This window comes from Faecalicatena contorta (genome assembly GCF_021531895.1).
Taxonomy (GTDB): domain Bacteria; phylum Bacillota; class Clostridia; order Lachnospirales; family Lachnospiraceae; genus JAFBIX01.
The window spans coordinates 1-20,983 of sequence record NZ_JAFBIX010000035.1 but is presented as its reverse complement, the minus strand read 5'-3'; the positions used below and the strand labels follow the sequence as shown (position 1 = coordinate 20,983).

Annotated in this window: 21 protein-coding genes; 3 read left to right on the top strand and 18 right to left on the bottom strand. The window is 40.1% G+C overall.

Translation table 11 applies throughout. The annotated features are described in order from the left end of the window. Positions 1-65: 65 nt before the first annotated feature. The 3 genes from JQM81_RS12230 (at position 66) to JQM81_RS12220 (ending at position 4,129) form a co-directional block, all read left to right on the top strand. Positions 66-923, top strand: coding sequence for a MurR/RpiR family transcriptional regulator (locus JQM81_RS12230; RefSeq protein WP_235234004.1), 858 nt, complete (start codon positions 66-68; stop codon positions 921-923). 42 nt (positions 924-965) lie between these two features. Continuing rightward, a complete protein-coding gene (locus tag JQM81_RS12225) occupies positions 966-1,799 on the top strand; it encodes an AraC family transcriptional regulator (RefSeq protein ID WP_235234003.1) in 834 nt (277 codons plus the stop codon). Positions 1,800-1,906: 107 nt separating this feature from the next. After that, positions 1,907-4,129 carry an alpha-galactosidase gene (locus JQM81_RS12220; RefSeq protein ID WP_235234002.1) on the top strand — a complete coding sequence of 741 codons (2,223 nt, stop codon included), beginning with the start codon at positions 1,907-1,909 and terminating at the stop codon, positions 4,127-4,129. A gap of 87 nt (positions 4,130-4,216) precedes the next feature. On the opposite strand, the gene purD is transcribed toward JQM81_RS12220, so the two are convergent. The 18 genes from purD to JQM81_RS12130 form a co-directional block, all read right to left on the bottom strand. Beyond that, positions 4,217-5,488: a phosphoribosylamine--glycine ligase gene (gene purD / locus JQM81_RS12215; protein ID WP_235234001.1), complete on the bottom strand. Its 1,272-nt coding sequence runs from the start codon at positions 5,486-5,488 to the stop codon at positions 4,217-4,219. 2 nt (positions 5,489-5,490) lie between these two features. Further along, the gene (gene purN / locus JQM81_RS12210) at positions 5,491-6,120 is read right to left on the bottom strand and encodes a phosphoribosylglycinamide formyltransferase (RefSeq protein ID WP_235234000.1); all 630 of its coding nucleotides are present in this window, start codon (positions 6,118-6,120) and stop codon (positions 5,491-5,493) included. Beyond that, positions 6,114-7,139, bottom strand: a complete 1,026-nt coding sequence (gene purM / locus JQM81_RS12205; protein ID WP_235233999.1) for a phosphoribosylformylglycinamidine cyclo-ligase — start codon at positions 7,137-7,139, stop codon at positions 6,114-6,116. The genes purN and purM overlap by 7 nt, the downstream gene beginning before the upstream one ends. A 51-nt stretch (positions 7,140-7,190) precedes the next feature. Continuing rightward, the gene (gene purE / locus JQM81_RS12200) at positions 7,191-7,703 is read right to left on the bottom strand and encodes a 5-(carboxyamino)imidazole ribonucleotide mutase (RefSeq protein ID WP_235233998.1); all 513 of its coding nucleotides are present in this window, start codon (positions 7,701-7,703) and stop codon (positions 7,191-7,193) included. A gap of 71 nt (positions 7,704-7,774) precedes the next feature. Next, the gene (locus JQM81_RS12195; RefSeq protein WP_235233996.1) at positions 7,775-9,835 is read right to left on the bottom strand and encodes an aminopeptidase; all 2,061 of its coding nucleotides are present in this window, start codon (positions 9,833-9,835) and stop codon (positions 7,775-7,777) included. After that, on the bottom strand, positions 9,836-10,231 hold the full coding sequence (locus tag JQM81_RS12190; protein WP_235233995.1) for a DUF6142 family protein: 396 nt from the start codon (positions 10,229-10,231) through the stop codon (positions 9,836-9,838). Further along, the gene (locus JQM81_RS12185; RefSeq protein ID WP_235233994.1) at positions 10,194-10,679 is read right to left on the bottom strand and encodes a VanZ family protein; all 486 of its coding nucleotides are present in this window, start codon (positions 10,677-10,679) and stop codon (positions 10,194-10,196) included. The genes JQM81_RS12190 and JQM81_RS12185 overlap by 38 nt, the downstream gene beginning before the upstream one ends. 30 nt (positions 10,680-10,709) lie before the next feature. Further along, the gene (locus tag JQM81_RS12180) at positions 10,710-10,862 is read right to left on the bottom strand and encodes a hypothetical protein (RefSeq protein WP_235233993.1); all 153 of its coding nucleotides are present in this window, start codon (positions 10,860-10,862) and stop codon (positions 10,710-10,712) included. A gap of 17 nt (positions 10,863-10,879) precedes the next feature. Then, on the bottom strand, positions 10,880-11,560 hold the full coding sequence (gene pyrE, locus JQM81_RS12175) for an orotate phosphoribosyltransferase (RefSeq protein WP_235233992.1): 681 nt from the start codon (positions 11,558-11,560) through the stop codon (positions 10,880-10,882). 126 nt (positions 11,561-11,686) lie between these two features. After that, positions 11,687-12,589 (bottom strand): dihydroorotate dehydrogenase, encoded by a 903-nt coding sequence (locus JQM81_RS12170; protein ID WP_235233991.1) that lies wholly within the window; start codon positions 12,587-12,589, stop codon positions 11,687-11,689. Next, entirely contained in the window at positions 12,589-13,371 is a 783-nt protein-coding gene (locus JQM81_RS12165) for a dihydroorotate dehydrogenase electron transfer subunit (RefSeq protein ID WP_235233990.1), read from the bottom strand. The genes JQM81_RS12170 and JQM81_RS12165 overlap by 1 nt, the downstream gene beginning before the upstream one ends. Before the next feature lie 91 nt (positions 13,372-13,462). Beyond that, entirely contained in the window at positions 13,463-14,380 is a 918-nt protein-coding gene (gene pyrF, locus JQM81_RS12160; RefSeq protein ID WP_235233989.1) for an orotidine-5'-phosphate decarboxylase, read from the bottom strand. 55 nt (positions 14,381-14,435) lie between these two features. After that, a complete protein-coding gene (locus JQM81_RS12155) occupies positions 14,436-15,713 on the bottom strand; it encodes a dihydroorotase (RefSeq protein WP_235233988.1) in 1,278 nt (425 codons plus the stop codon). Positions 15,714-15,869: 156 nt separating this feature from the next. Continuing rightward, positions 15,870-17,048 carry a S41 family peptidase gene (locus JQM81_RS12150; RefSeq protein WP_235233987.1) on the bottom strand — a complete coding sequence of 393 codons (1,179 nt, stop codon included), beginning with the start codon at positions 17,046-17,048 and terminating at the stop codon, positions 15,870-15,872. 18 nt (positions 17,049-17,066) lie between these two features. Then, positions 17,067-18,176 carry a murein hydrolase activator EnvC family protein gene (locus tag JQM81_RS12145; protein ID WP_235233986.1) on the bottom strand — a complete coding sequence of 370 codons (1,110 nt, stop codon included), beginning with the start codon at positions 18,174-18,176 and terminating at the stop codon, positions 17,067-17,069. A gap of 18 nt (positions 18,177-18,194) precedes the next feature. Then, entirely contained in the window at positions 18,195-19,103 is a 909-nt protein-coding gene (gene ftsX, locus JQM81_RS12140; RefSeq protein ID WP_235233984.1) for a permease-like cell division protein FtsX, read from the bottom strand. After that, positions 19,093-19,779 carry a cell division ATP-binding protein FtsE gene (gene ftsE / locus JQM81_RS12135; RefSeq protein WP_235233982.1) on the bottom strand — a complete coding sequence of 229 codons (687 nt, stop codon included), beginning with the start codon at positions 19,777-19,779 and terminating at the stop codon, positions 19,093-19,095. The genes ftsX and ftsE overlap by 11 nt, the downstream gene beginning before the upstream one ends. 16 nt (positions 19,780-19,795) lie before the next feature. Further along, a complete protein-coding gene (locus JQM81_RS12130; RefSeq protein WP_235233981.1) occupies positions 19,796-20,884 on the bottom strand; it encodes a PucR family transcriptional regulator in 1,089 nt (362 codons plus the stop codon). Between the last annotated feature and the right edge of the window lie 99 nt (positions 20,885-20,983).

The following is a 20,983-nucleotide window of genomic DNA, read 5'->3' as shown; positions in this document are numbered from 1 at the left end:
TAACTATACATTATGATATAATATGGAAAATATTCCTTATATCTGCGATTTCCGGAGGAAAACATATGAAAGAATTAAGAGAAATCTTCCACAACGCCAATTTAACCAAAACACAGAAAATGATTGCAAAATATGTATTGGATAATTCATCTGATGCATGTTTCATGACTTCCACCGAGATCGCTTTGAAATTAGGAGTAAGTGAATCCTCCGTTATTCGATTCAGCAGGTCTCTCGGATTCACCGGATTCATGGATTTCCAAAAAGCCTTGAGAAAAGATTATCAAGACAAAGTATTTAGCATTTCCAGCAGTATTACTGTACCAGCACAGCGTGTTGCCAAAAGAGCGAAATTAGAAAATAATTCTGATTATCTTAATCGCCATTTAAAAAATGCTGCAAAAAATCTGGAATCTGTATTTGTCAATAATTCCAGTAATGTATTTGAAGAAGCTGCGGATATCATCATCTCCAGTAAGCACAAATACATTGCTGCATCCCGTGGCAATTCTTGTCTGGGTGACTTTTTCTTACTGTATTTAAAACATATGATACCGAATGTAGAGATGACCAATGCGTCTCCGATCAGCCCCATCGATCATATGTGTAATATCAGCAAAGACGATTGCCTGATTGTCTTCTCTTTTCCCAGATATTCATCGGTAGATAAGATTACCGCTGAGATGGCAAAAGAAGTAGGTGCCAGCATTATCGTAATCACTGATAAGCCCAGTTCTTTGCTGGCTCAGTATGCAACAGTTCTTCTTACCGTTCCAGTAGACAGTAACGCTTTCTTTAATTCAATGGTCGGTCCACAATTTGTAGCCGAAGCGTTGCTTGAAACTATCAGCCATAAGGTAAAAGGATTTGAAAAACGCCTGAAAAAAATTGACAAATATCTTGAAAAATTGGGGAATTATTGATTTCTCAAAATGACTATTCTCATGCATATACAAAGGAGCAACATGGAAGCATCATATATTCATCAGACATCTGACAGAAAGTTCTCAGATTTATATTTGTGTTATTGTGGATACGACGAATGTGCGTCAGGGCATAGTTTTGGTCCGGCGGTACGTCCGAACTATCTATTACATTATATTCTAAAAGGAAAAGGTCAATACCATATTGGAGAAAAAAGATATCATCTGTCTGCCGGCCAGGGATTCTTGATTTTCCCACAGATACAGACATTTTATCAAGCCGATATCTCCGATCCATGGACTTATATCTGGGTCGGTTTTGACGGAAATAGTGCCCGCCAGTATCTACAAGACATCGGTCTTACCCGTCAGCATCCAACTTTCCAATGCAGCTATGCAGATGAATTAAAACAGACAGTCCTCCACATGCTGAACAACAATACTTCCGCTGTCATGAATCAGTTTTTATCAGAGAGCTTAATCTATTCTTTTTTTTCCATCCTGTCAAGAGACATTTCCACTGTCATTCCTACACAATTAGAGGAAGGAAATCTATATGTAAGGCGTGCAGTAGAATTTATTCAAGATAACTATTCTCTTCCAATTCATGTAACAGATATTGCTAATTATGTCTGTATTAACCGTAGTTATCTCTATACACTTTTTCGTAAATATCTTGGTGTATCACCACAGGAATATCTTGCCAATTACCGAATCACACATGCAGCAGAACTTCTGAGACTGACAGATCTATCTATTGAGAGCGTGGCCTTTTCTTGTGGTTACACAGATGCCCTCGTTTTTTCTAAAACGTTCAAGACACATATGGGACAAACACCTTCCAGCTATCGCAAAGAAAGCCGGCAGACCACATGACCGGCTTTTTAACATTTTGACTGTTTTGTCTAACATATCTTTCTACTTTTTCCATCACTTTTTTTCTATAATCATCTTATAGCATCGTATTATTAGGAGGTACTAACATGAATATCATCTTTCAAGAGCATTCAAAAACTTTTCATCTGTATAATGACACCATCAGTTATATCATGAGCGTATTGCCTACCGGCCATATGGCACAATTATATTTTGGAAAACACATCCATCACAAAGAGGATTTTTCTTATCTTGTAGAATCTGCTCCAAGACCGATGGCATCTTATCTGATAGAAAATGACAAAACAATTTCATTAGAACATATCAAGCAAGAATATGGCGTATACGGGACCACCGACTACCGAGAATCTGCTGTTGAGATTCTTCAGGCTAACGGGAGCCGTATCTCAGACTTCCAATATTCTGGTCATATGATTACTTCCGGCAAGCCAAAGCTTACTGGACTTCCGGCAACTTATACAGAAGATGATTCTGAGGCAATGACACTCACACTTCAATTAAAAGATACTGTCACAGGAATGGAGCTGGAATTATTATATACAATTTTCTGCAAAGGTGGTATCATCGCACGCAGCGCGAGATTTACAAATCATGGTTCTGAAAGCATACATCTGACCAAAGCTATGAGTCTTTGCATGGATTTACCAGATTATAATTATGATTTTCTTCACTTTTCAGGTGCATGGGCCAGAGAACGTCATCTGAAAACAAGGAAACTAGAACAGGGCATTCAATCTGTCGGAAGCCTTCGAGGTCATTCTTCCCATGAACATAATCCATTCATCATACTGAAGCGTCCAACTGCCGATGAATTCCAAGGAGAAGCAATTGGATTCAGTCTAATATACAGTGGCAATTTTCTCGCTCAAGTGGAAGTAGATACTCACGCTTCATCCAGAGTTTTGCTTGGAATCCATCCCGACACTTTTGACTGGAAATTAGAATCTGGTGAAAGTTTCCAGACCCCAGAAGCCGTAATGGTCTACTCAGACAAGGGACTGAATCATATGAGTCAGACTTTCCAGAAATTATATCAAAAGCGACTGGCACGTGGAGTCTGGCGTGATAAAGCCCGTCCGATTCTAATTAACAATTGGGAAGCAACATATTTTGATTTTAACGAAGATAAGATTCTCGAGATTGCCCACACAGCCAAAGAAAGTGGTGTGGAACTCTTCGTCCTGGATGACGGCTGGTTTGGCGGCCGCAGAAACGAACATGCCGGACTTGGTGACTGGATTCCAAATCCAGATCTTCTCCCACATGGAATTGCAGGACTTTCTCAAAAAATCGAAGAATTGGGCATGAAATTCGGCCTTTGGTTTGAGCCTGAAATGATTAACAAAGATTCTGACCTTTACCGGGCACATCCAGACTGGATGCTCCAGACACCACAGAGAAATGCATCTCACGGTCGTTATCAGTTTGTTTTGGACTTCTCCCGAAAAGAAGTCGTAGATCATATCTATCAGATGATGGCTAAGATTTTGGACGAATCCCATATTTCTTACATAAAGTGGGATATGAACCGCAGCATTACGGAATGTTATTCAGCAATACTTCCCGCCGATAGGCAGGGCGAAGTATTCCACCGCTATATTCTGGGTGTTTATGACTTATATGAGAGACTTACTTCACAATTCCCGGAGGTGCTTTTTGAATCCTGTGCAAGTGGAGGTGCTCGTTTTGATCCTGGAATGTTATATTATGCGCCACAGTGTTGGACTAGCGATGATACGGATGCAATTGAACGTTTGAAGATTCAATATGGTACTTCCTACTGTTATCCGATCAGCAGCATGGGAAGTCATGTATCCGTAACACCGAACCATCAACTTGCACGTACAACACCTCTTCACACACGTGCAAACGTTGCATACTTTGGAACTTTTGGATATGAGTTAGACTTAAACAAACTGACGAAAGAAGAACAAAGCGAGGTCAAAGAACAGATTATATTCATGAAAAAATATCGCCAACTCATTCAGTTTGGTACATTTTACCGCTTAAGCAGTCCATTTGAAAGCAATACAACTATGTGGATGGTTGTAAGTGAGGATAAGACAGAGGCCATCGTTGGCTGGTACAAAGTACTGAATACTGTAAATGATTCTTACACACGCATCCAGCTTAAGGGATTGGACCCAGCTCTATGTTATGAAAATACAATAACCGGTAAAATGTATTATGGTGATGAGTTGATGAATCTTGGTTTGATTACTACTGATGTGTCTGCGGGAGAAGCATATGGAGATCTGGAACCAGGCGGAGATTTTGATTCCAGATTATATATCTTCAAAGCAAAATAACTTACTATTATCGTTAGATTCTTTGTAAAGAGCGATGTATGTTTTTTCATACATCGCTCTATTATAATAATAAATAATAATTACTACCTATGCCTCATCGATTGCCTTACCGATATCATGTCTCATATATTTATTATCGAACTGTACCCATTCTGTCGCTGCGTATGCATTGGCCCTTGCCTCTTTCAGATCTTTTCCTTTCGCAGTTACTCCAAGCACACGTCCTCCATTCGTTACGATCTGATCTCCATCGAATTTGGTTCCCGCATGGAAACAGTAATAGCCTTCATGCTTCTTGAATTCATCCAAACCGCTGATTGGAAGGCCTTTATCGTATTTTACCGGATACCCTTCACTTGCAAGTACTACGCAGACTGCAGCATTGTCTTCAAACTGCAGATCAATCTGATCTAGAGTTCCGTCTATACAAGCTTCTACAACATCAATGATATCATTCTTCATTCTCGGAAGAACAACCTGCGCTTCTGGATCTCCGAATCTTGCATTATATTCCAATACCTTTGGTCCATCTTCTGTCAGCATCAGTCCAAAGAAGATTACTCCCTTGAAAGGTCTTCCTTCTGCTTTCATCGCATCTACCGTTGCCTGATAGATATATTTATTACAGAAATCTTCTACTTCTTTTGTATAGAATGGACTTGGAGAGAATGTTCCCATACCACCGGTATTTAATCCTGTGTCACCATCTCCGGCACGTTTATGATCCTGTGCGGAAGTCATAGTCTTAATGGTATTGCCGTCAACAAAAGACAGGACAGATACTTCCCGTCCGGTCATAAATTCCTCAATAACCATCTCATTACCGGCTGTGCCGAATTTTTTATCCAGCATAATGGTCTTAACGCCATCTTTTGCCTCTTCCAGATCGTTACAGATCAGCACGCCTTTACCAAGGGCCAATCCATCTGCTTTCAGTACAATCGGGAATTTTGCAGTTTCAAGGTAAGCAAGTGCCTTATCCGGATCAGTAAAATTCTCATATGCTGCAGTTGGAATATTGTACTTTTTCATCAGATCCTTGGAAAATGCCTTTGAGCCTTCCAGAATCGCTGCATTCTTTCTTGGTCCAAATGCACGGATGCCTACCGCTTCCAGTTCATCCACCAGTCCGCCTACCAATGGATCATCCATGCCGACAATTACCAGATCGACTTCTTTTTCCTTTGCAAATGCAACGATCTTGTCAAATTCCATCGCGCCGATCGGTGCACACTCTGCATATTCTGCAATTCCGGCATTTCCAGGTGTACAGTAGATCTTATCTGTCTTTGCACTCTTTGCCACACAGTATGCGATTGCATGCTCTCTTCCGCCGCTTCCTACGATTAATACTTTCATCCTTAATCCCTCCTAATCACTGTTCTGCCATCTATCACACTGACTTTGTCATTTGCAATCAGGTCAATTGCTTTTGGAAGTATCTTCCATTCTGCCTGTTCCATTACTCGTCTCTGGAGTACTTCCGGAGTATCTCCCTGCTCTACTTCCACAGCCTTTTGCAGAATAATCGGCCCAGTATCCGTTCCTTCATCTACATAATGTACCGTCGCACCAACCACTTTTACGCCACGGGCAAGAGCTGCCTCATGTACTTTCAGGCCATAGAACCCAGTTCCGCAGAAAGACGGAATCAAAGACGGATGGATATTAATGATCCGGTTTCTGTATTTTTCAATCATTGCAGGAGGAATCACAACCAAAAATCCCGCCAATACGATCAGATCCGGCTGCATCTCATCAACAGCTTTGATAAATTTCTCATTAAATTCTGCCCGCGAAGAAAACTGCTTCGGTGAGATACACTGACCTGCAATCCCATGCTTCTTTGCTCTCTCCAATGCATAGGCATTTTGATTATTACTGATAACTCCGACAATCTTTGTATTTGTAATGGCACCAGATTCTACTGCATCAATAATTGCCTGCAGATTCGTTCCGCCGCCAGATACCAGCACAACTACATTTAGCATAATGTAACTCCCTTTTCTCCGGCTTCAATATGACCAACAACGTATGGTGTCTCTCCGGCTGCTTTGATTGCTTCCATTGCTTTCTCCACGTCTGCAGGATCTAATGCGATGACCATTCCAAGTCCCATATTGAATGTGTTATACATCATTTCCTCTGCAATATCTCCTTCTTTCGCCAGAAGTTTGAAGATTGCAGGAACCTCATAACTATTCTTTTCTACAACTGCTCTCACGCCGTCCGGTAACATTCTCGGAATATTTTCATAAAAGCCGCCACCAGTAATATGGCTGCATCCTTTTACTTTTACACCGCTGTTCTTAATGCTCTTTAACGCTTTTACATAGATCTTTGTAGGAGCGATCAAAGCTTCTCCTAATGTCTTACCCAGTTCATCATAATATGTATCCAGAGACTCTTTCGTCATCTCAAACACTTTACGGACAAGGGAGAATCCGTTACTATGAACACCGCTGGAAGCCATACCAACCAGCACATCCCCTGGTTTAATATTCTCACCGCTGATGATATCCTTTTTATCGACAACACCTACAGCAAATCCTGCAAGATCATATTCATCTTCCGGCATAAGTCCCGGATGTTCTGCCGTTTCTCCACCGACCAGAGCACATTCTGACTGTTTACATCCTTCTGCAACTCCACTTACAATTGTTGCAATTTTTTCAGGATAATTCTTTCCACATGCAATATAATCTAAGAAGAATAATGGCTCGCCTCCTGAGCAGGCAATATCATTTACACACATTGCAACAGCATCGATTCCAATGGTATCATGCTTGTCCATTACAAATGCGAGTTTTACCTTTGTTCCGCAACCATCTGTTCCTGACAACAGGACAGGTTCTTCCATATTCTTAATACCACTCAAATCAAAAGCACCGGCAAATCCGCCAAGACCACCTAAAACCTCTGGTCTCATTGTCTCTTTTACATGTTTTTTCATAAGTTCTACTGATCTGTAGCCAGCTTCAATATCAACGCCTGCGTTCTTGTAATCCATAACGTATCTCCTTATTATATGCTTTATTTTTCTACTTTTTATTCGTATCTTTTATTTTTGAGCAAGATATGCCTCATATCCAATCTCATCCAGCTTTGCAGCCTTGCCCTGCACTGCCTCTTTCATCTCTCTTGTATAGGCTTTTAACTTGTCCAGAAGTGCTTCATCAGAAGCCGCAAGAATCTTTGCAGCAAGAATCGCTGCATTCTTGGCTCCATCGATTGCTACAGTTGCAACCGGAACTCCCGGCGGCATCTGCATGATAGAAAATACTGCATCCATTCCATCCAGATTCTTTCCGGAAAGCGGAACTCCGATTACCGGTAATGCAAATAAAGCTGCACACATACCTGGAAGTGCCGCAGCCATTCCGGCTCCTGCTATTATAACTTTCACTCCACGTCCTTCAGCTCCTCGCGTCCACTCAATCAGTTCATCCGGCTCACGATGAGCAGAGATAATAGTCATCTCATAATCGATTCCCAGCTCTTCCAACATTGCGGCTGCCTTACTCATAACCTTCAAGTCAGAATCGCTGCCCATAATAATACCTACTTTCGGCATATTTTTCATCCTTTCTTTCCATAGTTTGCTATATAAGCACCTCAAGAATCCTATTCTGTCAGTGTTCATTGCTATGCGTTCACTATACCGTATTTATCCAGATTTTTCAATGGTTCATTCAGAATCTCTGTTCCTTCCAACACAAATCTTCCATTTTCCAGCAGAAGAATCTCTTCTCCATTTTTTGTCACTACTGTAATACTTTTCAATTCTTCATATGGAATCGTAATGTCTGTATGGCAATGGAAATATGCCTTGGAAACATCTTCTTTTCTTAAAGCAGATATCGAATTATCTTTTGCTACAATCTCTTTCCCATTTGGATTATATACCTTAATATCCTCACTCCAGCTATAACAAGTATCTCCAACTGCAAAATGAGGTCCCATCTTTTCTGCAATCAGAATCGGCATTTTTTCCTCGATACCATATTTTTTGGCTGCTACATAGGCTGTTGTATTGGTTCCAATTGCAAATTCCCCCAGCGGGAGTGTCGGATGTTTATAAAGGATATTATCACGAATATATTCTTTATTCTCTAGTTCTCTTTCAAAATTTCTACAATTATAGTCTGCGATCATTCCATTGGCAAATGTAATCTCTAGATCCTGATACTGTAATTCATTAAGATATACCTTGCTCACATGCAACACACCATTGGTTCCTTCCAAAACAGGAGATGTGAAGACTTCTCCCACCGGAATATTCACATCTGCCACACAATTCTCAAATATAGTCTCTTTATTCGGGTCATGAAGCGGATGAAGTTGAATCTTAAGATCTGTCTTGTTTCCATCAGCCCCCAGAATATGAACATATTCTCCCTGATCCAGTGCATCGATCAACGTCTGCTGCACTTTCTCATAAGTCTTGGCATCCAATGTATTGATACGGATAATCTCATCAAATATCTCGTCATATTGTTCTCCTATGTCAGGCACTGGATAAGCAATAATCGTAAAACTCCTCTCGTCACCGCGAATATACTGATTCGTAATCTGACTCTGTCGGCTGTCAAACTGAAGTGCAAGTTCTTCTTGTCTGTCCGTAAGTCGGATGACCTCCTCTTTCTGTCCTGGTGAAAAAGGCTCTTCGCCAAACATGTCTATACAGGCTGGACCTGCAAATTGTGCCGCCTGCTCTTTATGATGCTCATACGTAGTCTGAATGACTTCTAATTTGCGTTCCATAAACTTTTTATCCAAAAATAATGCCTGATCATTGCGGTGATCATATTCATACTGCTTATTAGCAATCGCGCCATAATATCCTATTTTCAGATGCTGACGTTTCGTCAGGACACTCACACCAGAACGATATATGACAGGCTTTAATCCCATTTTTTCAAAATTTTCAATTGCTTTTTTCACTACCTTCTCGAATCCAAGAACATAACGAATATTGACAATTGATTTTTTAGAAAGGTCCTTGCCTGTATTAATGAACCCAATCCGATAACCTTCTGTGTATACATCTGCCATCTTTTGGATCACCGTTTCATCCAATTCCATAAGATGTCTTGCAGTCTGCAATTCATTGTGGCTGATATATTCTCCAAATTGATACAAGTAATTCACATTGTTCAAATCACTGTTCATAATAATATCCACCGCAAACGATTCTGCAGGATCAAGTTGTTCGCAAATTCGATCTGCTGCAAATACATCACAATAATCACTGGCATACCAGTAAATTGTCTCTTTGACATTTTTTAGATTCGGCTCTTCTTCAAACTGATTATAAATTTCAATCAATAATTCAAATAAAATATCCAGATACTCTTTCTTTTGTTCAAAGACATATATTATAGCAGCTCTGAGTTCTGTATACAAAAAACTCAGAATCTGTCCATAGCCTTCTCCAAGCATTTCCACCGCATAGGATGGATTCGCATAGCTCGTGTTATATTGTTGAGGAAGAATATCCTGATATAACCTTTCATTCCACTCTTCCAATTCTTTAAGTTTGAACTGGGCGTATGCTCCTGATTCTATCTGCGTCTTCAATTCATCCAGCATAATGACAAATTCTGCCATCTTTTGAAAAAATTCTCGAAAAGGTGGCTGTACAACCTTTTCGTCTCGCATCTCTTTGATCCGCCCAATTGCCAGTTCATATCTTTCTTCTATCATCTATATAAGCCCCCTGATAAATATTCCAATCAGTCCAAGAAGTATCGCAGCATTTACACCGATCCCTACCTTGCACGTTATGTAATTTTTGTCTCTTTCTTTTAGGCCACGAAATCCTAATACAAGCCCCATACAGGATAATGCAATCGTTCCCAATCCTACAAATCCGATCAAAATACCAACATCACCTTTGCCAATAAAAGAAATGCTTATCATCAGCAACAGCAGCATTGCTACTACTGCCGCATAGCAACACGAATAGACACCCTTTCTTGCATGTCGAAGTGGTGTCTGTCCGTACTTGGTCTTTATCATCTTTTTTCTCTGTTTTTCTCTGGCTTTCGCAACAGCTTTTGCCCTATCTTCTTCTGTTACTACCTTTTTTCTTATAAACATGTCTTCTCCTTATTGCCGCACAGATTACAAATATAACATATCCCAGGAGACCTCCGATTGTATTCAATAAGAGGTCATCCACATCAAAACTTCCAACTTTCGTAACCAGCTGAAATGTTTCAACACAAAGACTAAGTCCAAAACTATAGAATACAGTAGCCAGAAAGCTTCTGTATTTGCTTGCCATGGGCATAAAGAATCCAAAAGGCATAAAGATAATTACATTGCCAAGCAAATTAGTAAACATAGCGAACAGACCAACCTGATTCCGGTATTCCCAGAATCGATTGATTTCTTTAAAGAGCACAAGATTATAATGATATTCCTGCATCTCTCCTGTCCGTCCGTACCAATCAGAAAATATCAGAAAGTATATAATAAACATAATATATAATACAAAGAATATCTTTCCGAGAATACGGATTCTTTTTCTACTCTTTAATTCCAAAAATATAGCACCCTTTCAGTCTGGACCCAATTAAAAGGTAAGTCCTTTTTTTTCCTTCAGTAAGCGTGCTCCACTTACAATCGATATAATTCCTGCCGTCACCCCAATAATTGCTACAATCACACCAACAACTATATTCGCCACACCTGCAAAATTCATTGCTTTATATACCTTTTCGTTCATCTGATTCCCTCCTGGTCTTATTTCACACCATATTGTTCATAATATGCGTCAATTGCAGCTTTTAATGTATCATCAATGATAACTTTTCCCTGACATTCTCTATTATAAAGATAATCCACAACTTCTTCCATTGTTACAATTGCACCAGTCTCAAATCCATACAGATCTTTTATCTCATCCAGAGCACATTTTTCTCCGCCCTTACCAACTTCCATACGATTCAGAGACACCATCAATCCTTTAATCTCCACATTAGCTGCGCCTCGAACCTTTGGCACCGTCTCTTCCATGGACTTTCCAGATGTTGTCACATCCTCAATCATGATGACACGATCACCATCTTTTAATTTACTTCCAAGGAAACTTCCTTTATCAGCTCCATGATCCTTTTCTTCCTTACGATCTGAGCAGTAACGTACTTCTTTACCATATAGCTCGCTGAATGCCATTGCTGTTACAACTGCCAGCGGAATTCCTTTATATGCAGGTCCAAAAAGCACATCAAAATCCATTCCGTAGGCATCATGGATTGCCTTGGCATAATACTCACCGAGTTTTTTCAGCTGTGTACCAGTCACATAAGCACCCGCATTCATAAAAAACGGGGATTTTCTTCCACTCTTTAATGTAAATTCTCCAAATTTGAGCACATCGCTTTCTACCATAAATTCGATAAATTCCTGCTTATAGCTTTCCATTATTCTTAAGACCTCCATATCAACAAATTTCTTTTCAATTTTACCATACCCGACACACATTTTCAATCCAATAACTGGAGACAAAAAATATCCATATAAGTCCTTCCTTATATGGATATTATATATTTATTTTACAATTCCAACCATCTCTTCAACCGATTCAAAACCATTTTTTTTCATATAATCTTCTATTCCAGCCACGATCTCCATTGTAACTGCTGGATTATGAAAATTCGCAGTTCCGACAGACACCGCACTTGCTCCGGCAAGAATCATTTCAATCGCATCTTCTGCGCATGAAATTCCACCCATGCCTATAATCGGAACTTTTACTGCATTTGCCACCTGATATACCATACGCACTGCTATTGGATGCACGATCGGCCCAGATACTCCACCAGTTTTATTTGCAATGGCAAATGTCTTTCTGTGGATATCAATCTTCATTCCTGTCAGAGTATTGATCAATGAAACGGCATCCGCTCCTCCTGCCTCTACCGCTTTTGCCATCTCTGCAATATCCGTTACATTCGGACTTAACTTCATGATAACAGGCTGCTTTGCATATTTTTTCACTGCTTTTGTAATATCCTCTGCTGCTTTCGGATTCTGACCAAATGCTATTCCACCTTCCTTGACATTCGGACAAGAGATATTGATTTCCAGCATATCTACCTCTTCATCCGCAAGTCTCTCTACCACTTCACAATAATCTTCTGTAGATTTTCCACAGACATTTACAATAATCTTTGTATCATATTGCCTTAAAAACGGGATATCTCGTTCGCAGAACAAATCGATTCCCGGATTCTGAAGTCCAATTGCATTCATCATACCGCCATAAACTTCCGCCACTCTTGGCGTTGGATTACCAGGCCATGGAACATTGGCAACCCCCTTGGTCGTTACCGCTCCCAATTGATTCAAGTCTACAAACTCAGAAAACTCAGCACCTGAGCCAAAAGTTCCAGAAGCAACTGTCACAGGATTCTTCCACTCTACACCTGCAATATTTACTTTCATATCCATTAGATTTCCACCTCCGTAGACAGAAATACCGGACCATCTTTACAGATTCTCTTATTATGCACATTGCTGTGATGATCCTTTTCCTTAGACTGGCATACACATGCAAGACATGCTCCGATTCCACATGCCATTCTCTCTTCCATCGAAATATAGCATACAATATTATTTTCTTCCGCATACTGCTTAATCGCGCGCAACATCGGGGTTGGTCCACAAGCATAGATAATCTCTGCCTCCAATGCATTTGCACGAATTGCATCCATAACATTCCCCTTTGTTCCAACACTTCCATCTTCGGTAGATATATACAGGCTTCCGTTTTGTTCAAATTCTTCTTTCAAAAACGTATGCGCATCACGATAACCAACCACAATCTGCTTGCACTCACAGGATAACTGCTTGGACAGTTCCAAGATTGGCGGGACGCCAATCCCTCCACCCATCAGAAATGCTTTCTTTCCCTCCGCTTTTTCCAGTGGAAAACCATTTCCAAGAGGACCAATCACCGGAATCTCGTCTCCTTCTTTCAACTCAGAAAACTGCTTTGTTCCTGTATTCTCCCCTGTCACACGATAGACCACACGAAGTTGTCCATCAGCCTTATTTATCTCACAAATACTGATCGGTCGCGGAAGAAGCTTACTCCCATCCTTCGTATACATCGATATAAACTGACCAGGCTTCGCAGTCTGGGCCGCATCCGTTTGAATCCACATACTGAAGATCCCATCCGCCAGCATCTCCTGAGATACAACCACAGCATTTTCTTTCTTCATATCCATGTTTTCTCCTTTCGGGTACACCCCATTTTTCATTTGGGTACACCCCATTTGTTAATTAGGGACGTAGACCTTTAAAAAAATACTACGTCCCTTACATAGCATTTTTGATATCTGCAATCATATCTTCTACAGCTGCTCTGGATGCATCTCCGAATGCTTCTGCACCGTATTTGGCGTATTTTTCTTGCTTATATGCAGCGATGATTCCTCTGGATGAATTTACGATTGCTCCCAAGCCATCCTCGTTGAAGAAATGTACGAGATCTTTGCCTTTTCCGCCTTGTGCGCCATAGCCCGGAACCAGAATATAAGCTTTCGGCATAATTTTGCGAAGGATTTTTCCCATCTCTGGGTAAGTAGCTCCTACTACGGCTCCTACGTAACTATATTCTTCTCCCATTGCTTCTGCTCCCCAGGCTGCCACTTTCTCGCCTACCAATTCATAGAGTGGACGGCCGTCAATTAACTGATCTTGAAACTCTCCACTAGATGGATTGGATGTCTTGACCAGAACAAAGATACCTTTCTTTTCTTCTTTGCATATGTCTAAGAATGGATTCACACCGTCAGATCCCAGATATGGATTTACGGTTGCGAAGTCTTCATCGAAAGGAACATAGGAGTTGCTTCCCACCTGTACTCTTCCAAGATGTCCTACTGCATAAGCAGCAGATGTTGAACCGATATCTCCTCGTTTAATATCTCCAATTACGACCAACCCTTTTTCTTTACAATAATCTACAGTCTTCTTGAATGCCTGAAGTCCTGGAATTCCAAATTGCTCATACATTGCAATCTGTGGTTTCACTGCCGGAATCAAATCATAAGTTTTGTCGACGATTTCTTTGTTAAACTGCCAGATTGCTTCTGCAGCACCTTCCAGTGTCTCACCATACTCTGTAAATGCTTTTTTCTGCACATGCTCCGGCACATAATTTAACATCGGGTCTAACCCAACTACTATAGGTGCTCCTGTTCTTTTGATATTTGCTACTAATTTGTTAATCACTTGTTCATTCCTCCTAGTTTCTTCATTATACAATCAGCATCTTATTCCAATCCGGTTATCTTTCGTATACTACTTTTCCATCTGCAAGTGTATATGCAACCTCACCAGTCACTTCATATCCGTCAAATGGTGTATTTTTGCCCTTTGATGCAAATGTATTCTTATCAATCTTATATGTCTTGTCCGGGTCAAAGATCACAATATCTGCGATTTTTCCTTCGGATACAGAGCCTTTTTCATCCAATCCTAAGACCTTTGCAGGATTATAACTCATCTTCTCGGCCATATCCATTACACTCAAAAGTCCTGTTTTTACCAATGAGGTATACGTAAGTGCCGCAGATGTTTCCAGCCCAACAATTCCAAACGCGGCTTTTGCAATAGACTTATTCTTTTCCTCTGCTGCATGTGGTGCATGATCTGTGGAAATAACATCCATAATGCCATCCTTCAGTCCCTGTCTTAGGGCTTCTACATCCGCCTTACTTCGAAGTGGCGGATTCATCTTATAATTGCCATCATCTTCTTTGATATCTTCTGAACTTAAGATAAAATGATGCGGACACACCTCACCAGTTACCGGAAGGCCTTCTTCTTTGGCTAGTTTGACCATTTTTACACTGTCTGCTGTCGAGCAGTGACACAGATGAAGTCTTACTCCCGTTTCTTTAGCCAACAAAATATCTCTCGCTACAATCACATCTTCTACCGAATTAGTAATTCCCTTTAGCCCAAGACGCTCAGCATTCTCATCTGCATTCATAACGCCGCCTTCTACCATGGTAATGTCTTCACAGTGAGCAAATACTGCAATTCCATTTTCTTTTGCAATTTTCATTCCCTTTCTATAAAGAGAAGCATTCATCACAGATTTGCCATCTTCACTGATTGCATGGCATCCAGCCTTTGCCATTCCTTCTATATCTGCCAGTTCCTGCCCTTTCTGTTCCCGCGTAACCGCACCAATCTGAATCACATGGGACAGAGATTCCTTCTTTGCTCTTTCATGCACTGCAGCAACCTTGTCTCCGTTATCAATAACCGGTTTTGTATTAGGCATAGCACACACCGTGGTAACACCGCCCCTCACGGCTGCCTTACCACCTGTCTCAAGGGTCTCTTTATATTCCAACCCCGGATCTCTAAAATGCACATGGAGATCAATAAATCCAGGCATTACATAACATCCTTTGGCATCAATGATCCGATCTGCCTTTTCCTCAATCTTTTCTTCCACTTTCTGGATTCGGTCATTCTCAATCAGCACATCATAACATCCATCTTTTCTGGTAAGTGGGTCAATTACATGGCCATTCTGAATTAAAATCGTCATATATATTGTCCTTTCTGTCGTCTACACTACTGGGTAGCATATTAATAGTATATCCATATAGCATTCCATACTGTAATTTATTTTATCACATGGAATGCTAAAAGGGAATGCCAATTTGGTCATTCCCTTCTACCTTGTGTATTTCTCTTTGTATAATTATTGCAATTCGCTCTTTAAGATTTCCATTGCTTTTTCAAGCTGATTATCTGCATCCGGGTTATTTTCATCCTTTTCATATTCTACTTCCACATCCGGGGTAATACCCTCACCGTTAATATTTCTTCCATTCGGTGTAAAATACTCTGCAATCGTCAGTTTCACGCAAGTTCCATCTTTCAAATCAAAGATCTGCTGCACAACGCCCTTTCCATAAGACTGTGTTCCAACAATTTTGCCAAGCCCATAATCCTGGATAGCTCCCGCATAGATTTCAGATGCACTGGCACTATTTCCATTCATCAATACTGTCATCGGAAGATTAAATTGATGTTCGTCATCAGACGTCATTTCCTGCCGATTTCCATCTTTATCTTCCGTATAGACAATCAATCCTTCCGGAAGCATCAGATCCAGCATATCGCAGACAGTACTCAGATTACCTCCCGGATTATTTCTCAAATCCACAATCAGTCCCTGCATTCCCTGATTCTGAAGATCTTCTAATGCCTGTTGATATTGATCATAAGTAACACTGTCAAATTCTGAAACTGCAATATATCCCAAATTATCTTCCAACATACGGTATTCTACTGTCTGCGCCTGAATAGTATCACGAGTTACCGTCACCGTTACTTCCTCATTTTCTTCTCCCCGAAGCACAGTTATATCTACGGTAGTTCCTTTCTCGCCTTTGATGTGAGATACTACTTCCGTCAGATCCTCTCCTGTCACTTCTTCTTTATCTACCTTATAAAGAATATCCTCATCCTGAAGTCCTGCCTTCATCGCCGGAGAATCATCATATATCTGAACAAGTGTAATAATCCCAGTATCCATATTCTGGCTCAGTACTGCACCGATACCGTCATATTCTCCCTCTGTTGTTTCGTAGAAAGATTTGGTTTCTTCTTCATCATAATACACAGAGTATGGATCATCCAATCCTGAAATATAGCCTTTATATATTCCTTCCTGAAGTTCTTCTTCATCTACGTCATGTAAATAATTTTTATCAATTAACTTCTTTAATTCTGCAATTTTTTCTTCCGTCTCACTGGTAACAGCTTCCCTACTGCTGTCACCCAGTTTTAATCCACAGGATACAAGTCCTGCAATCAATAACATAGCAAGGGCGCCAAAAAGCGCCCCCTTAACAAAACTTTTTTTATCTTTCATAGATATCAACCTTTATTCTTACAGATAATTACGTGGATTCACCGGTGTACCATTCTGCATAACCTGGAAATGCAGATGTGGGCCGGATGAATTTCCTGTACTTCCTACTGCACCAATATTCTGTCCCTTACTCACCGTCTGTCCTGCCCTGACATACATCGAATTGCAATGCATATAATAAGTCTGAAGTCCATTTCCATGATTGATTACGATCATATTTCCGGCATTCCCACTATAACTTGCAGAAGTCACAGTTCCACTCGCTGCTGCATAGATTGGTGTTCCTATCGGAGCAGCAAAATCCATTCCTTTATGATTCGTACTTGCTCCCGCAATCGGCTGTTCTCGATATCCAAATTCACTGGATATGTAAGTATATCCCGGACAAGGATGTGTAAATGTTCCATTTCCAGTAATCACAGATGCTCCCGCATTATTACTGTACCCACTGTTTTTCTCCTGTTGCTTACGCTCTGCCGCTGCCGCAGCTGCCTGCAGTTCTGACAGCTTATCCTTTGTGTCACCAAGATCACTGCTAATCTGTTCAATCTCAGCATCCTTGCTTTCCATAAGCTCTGTCACACTGTCTTGCTTTGTGATCAGATCATTCTGCATAGTCTCCAGTTCATCATATTCTGCCTGAAGCGCCGCTTCCTGTTCTTCCACATCTTTTACAACCGCCTGAAACTCTACCAGCATGGTCCGGTCGTATTCTGAGATTGTTGTAATATATTCCGCATTGTTCAGAAATTCACCAATACTTTTTGACTCGCACAAAATCTCAACGAACTGTGTATTTCCATTTTCATACATGTACTTGATTCTTTTCTTCATGCTTTCGTATTGGTCATTTTCATCAACCTTTGCCTGAATCAGTTCTTCTTCTTTCGCACTGATTTCTGTTTCTTTCTCTTCAATCTTCGTCTTTGTCTCTTCCATCTCACTGACAATAGACTCTAACTGTTTTTCCAAAGACTGCTTTTCTTTCTCTGCATCTTTTTTCTTCTTTTCCAGCTCTTCCGCTTTTTTCTGCGTTTCGCTGATTTCAGTCGCATTCGCCTGAATCGCCATTCCAAGGCACAATACCAGCACTAATAAAAAACTAAGCGCCTTCTTTCTTCGTATCATATGTAACCTCCTATGATATTATACCTTCAAGTGCTTACGGATTGTAAAGAAACTTCCCACAAAACCGATTCCTACTCCCAAAGCAATACCAACCGGAAGCAATGTCTTGTATACCTCCATTACCGGAAGGAAATCTACAATATTATTCAGGAGGCTGAACTTAGTCATGATATAACTTACAGCCTTATCATACATAAAATACAATGCAACCAAAGGAATAATTGCTCCAATTGCTCCAATTAACAAACCTTCTATTACAAATGGCGCCCTGACAAATCCATCCTTTGCACCAATATACTTCATAATCGCAATCTCTTCACGCCTTACTGTAATACCCATCGTAACTGTATTGCTGATCAGGAAGATGGAAACCGCAAGTAAAATCGCGATAATTGCTGCAGAAATATATCCCACCAGCTTATTGACACTAGTCAAAGTCTTAGCTACTACATCTGATTTATTAACTTTACGGACCCCATCGAGACTTTCTGCATACTCTACAACATCCTTTTGCTTTGACACATCAGACATATACACTTCATAGTTATCTGAACTTGCCAACGGATTATCATTTTTAAATCCATCCGCAAGATCACTGGATTCTCCAAAATATTCCTCTTTAAAGTTCTCCCATGCATCATCTGCACTTACATAATTAACTTCCAGCACACCTTCCGCATTTGCAAGCTGTTTTCCTATCTCTTTTTTAGTAGAATCAGATGCATCTTCATCAAAGAAGACGGTAATCGCTACACCTTCTTCTGCTTTTTCCACCATATAATTAAAATTCACAACAATGGCGAAAAAAAGTCCGAACAGAAAAATACAAGCTGCCATCGTTGCAATAGACGCAACGGAAAACATCTTATTTCTTCCTATGTTCTTTACCCCTTGTTTCATCGAATATCCAAATGTACTAATTCTCATTATTATACCCACCTTTTTTCTCGTCGCTTACAATGACTCCCTTTTTCATTGTAACAACTCGCTTCTTCATCTCGTTTACAATCTCCTGGTTATGTGTAACTACCAGTACGGTCGTTCCTCTGTCATTCGCCTCCTCCAACAACTTCATAATCTCCCATGAATTTGTCGGGTCAAGGTTACCGGTAGGCTCATCTGCCAACAAAATCGCCGGTTCATTTACAATTGCTCTAGCAATCGCAACACGCTGCTGCTCACCACCGGACAATTCTTTTGGAAATGACTTATATTTCTGCGCTAAACCAACCAGTGACAATGCTGCCGGTACTTTCTTCTTGATAATTCTGGTCGGTGTCTCTGTTACACGCTGCGCAAATGCAATATTATCGTATATATTTCTATCCTTCAGCAATCGGAAATCCTGGAACACAACTCCAATATTTCTTCTATACATCGGAATCTTTCTGTGTTTCATTCGATTCAGATTCTGACCATTTACAATAATAGTTCCAGATGTAGGTTCAAGCTCTTTCATGATCAGCTTAATCAAAGTTGATTTACCAGAACCGCTGTCACCTACGATAAATACAAATTCGCCTTGTTCAATCGTAAGATTTATACCATTCAAGGCCGCAACCCCTTTTGAGTACTCTTTCGTTACTTCTTTTAATTCAATCATATTTTCCTCCTGATTATTAATACTCCAGCGACTCCATATAATTCATATACTTCACAACCATAAGTGCAATCTTAAAGGTAATTGCATCTTCAAACACACGCAGATCCAAGCCGGTACTTTTCTGTAATTTATCCAGCCGATACACCAGTGTATTACGATGAATATATAATTGTCTGGATGTCTCTGATACGTTCAGATTATTCTCGAAGAATTTGTTAATCGTAGTTAACGTCTCCTCATCGAAATCATCTGGAGATTTCCCCTCAAAAATCTCACGTATGAACATCTTGCACAATGGAATCGGTAATTGATAGATCAAACGTCCAATTCCCAAAGCACTATATGCAATCACATTCCTTTCACTAAAGAAGATCTTTCCTACATCCAGAGCAAGTTTTGCTTCTTTGTATGATTTGGATACTTCTTTAATATCATTGACGATGGTTCCATATGCAATCAGGACTCCCTCTTCTCCTTCCTCTGTCAAAAGGTTATACAGATTCTGAGCAATCTTCTCCAATTCCACATGACCATCATTAGGCTCCAGTTCTTTCACGACAATAATATTTTTCTCATCAACTGCCGTAACAAAATCTTTCGCCCGGTTTCCTAACAGATTCCGCACATTATCAAGTGCAGTACTGTCCTTTTCGTGCTTTGTCTCAATAATAAAGATAACACGTCTTACTTCCGTGTCAATATGTAATTTTTTGGCACGGTTGTAAATATCCACTAATAACAGATTATCCAGCAGCAAATTCTTGATAAAATTATCTTTATCAAATCTTTCTTTATAAGCAATCAAAAGATTCTGAATTTGAAATGCAGCAATCTTTCCCACCATGTATACATCATCACTGCCGCCATTAACAAGAAGTATATACTCCAGCTGATGTTCATCAAAAATCTTAAAGAACTGATACCCCTGAACAACCTGACTGTCAGCCGGAGATTCTACGAATGAAACAATTTCATCCTCATAATTTTCCTGTTCTGTAAATGTACTTGCAAGAGATTTACCATCGGTGTCCATTACGCAGAAGTCAATACGTGTAATCCCTTTCAATCCTTCAATTGTATTTTGAAGTATTTGATTAGATATCATATTCCATCTCCTCCACTCATTTCAATATGCATTTTTCACAATAAAATAGGCTCAATAATTCTAAAAACACACATTACTAGACTATATATTAATATATAT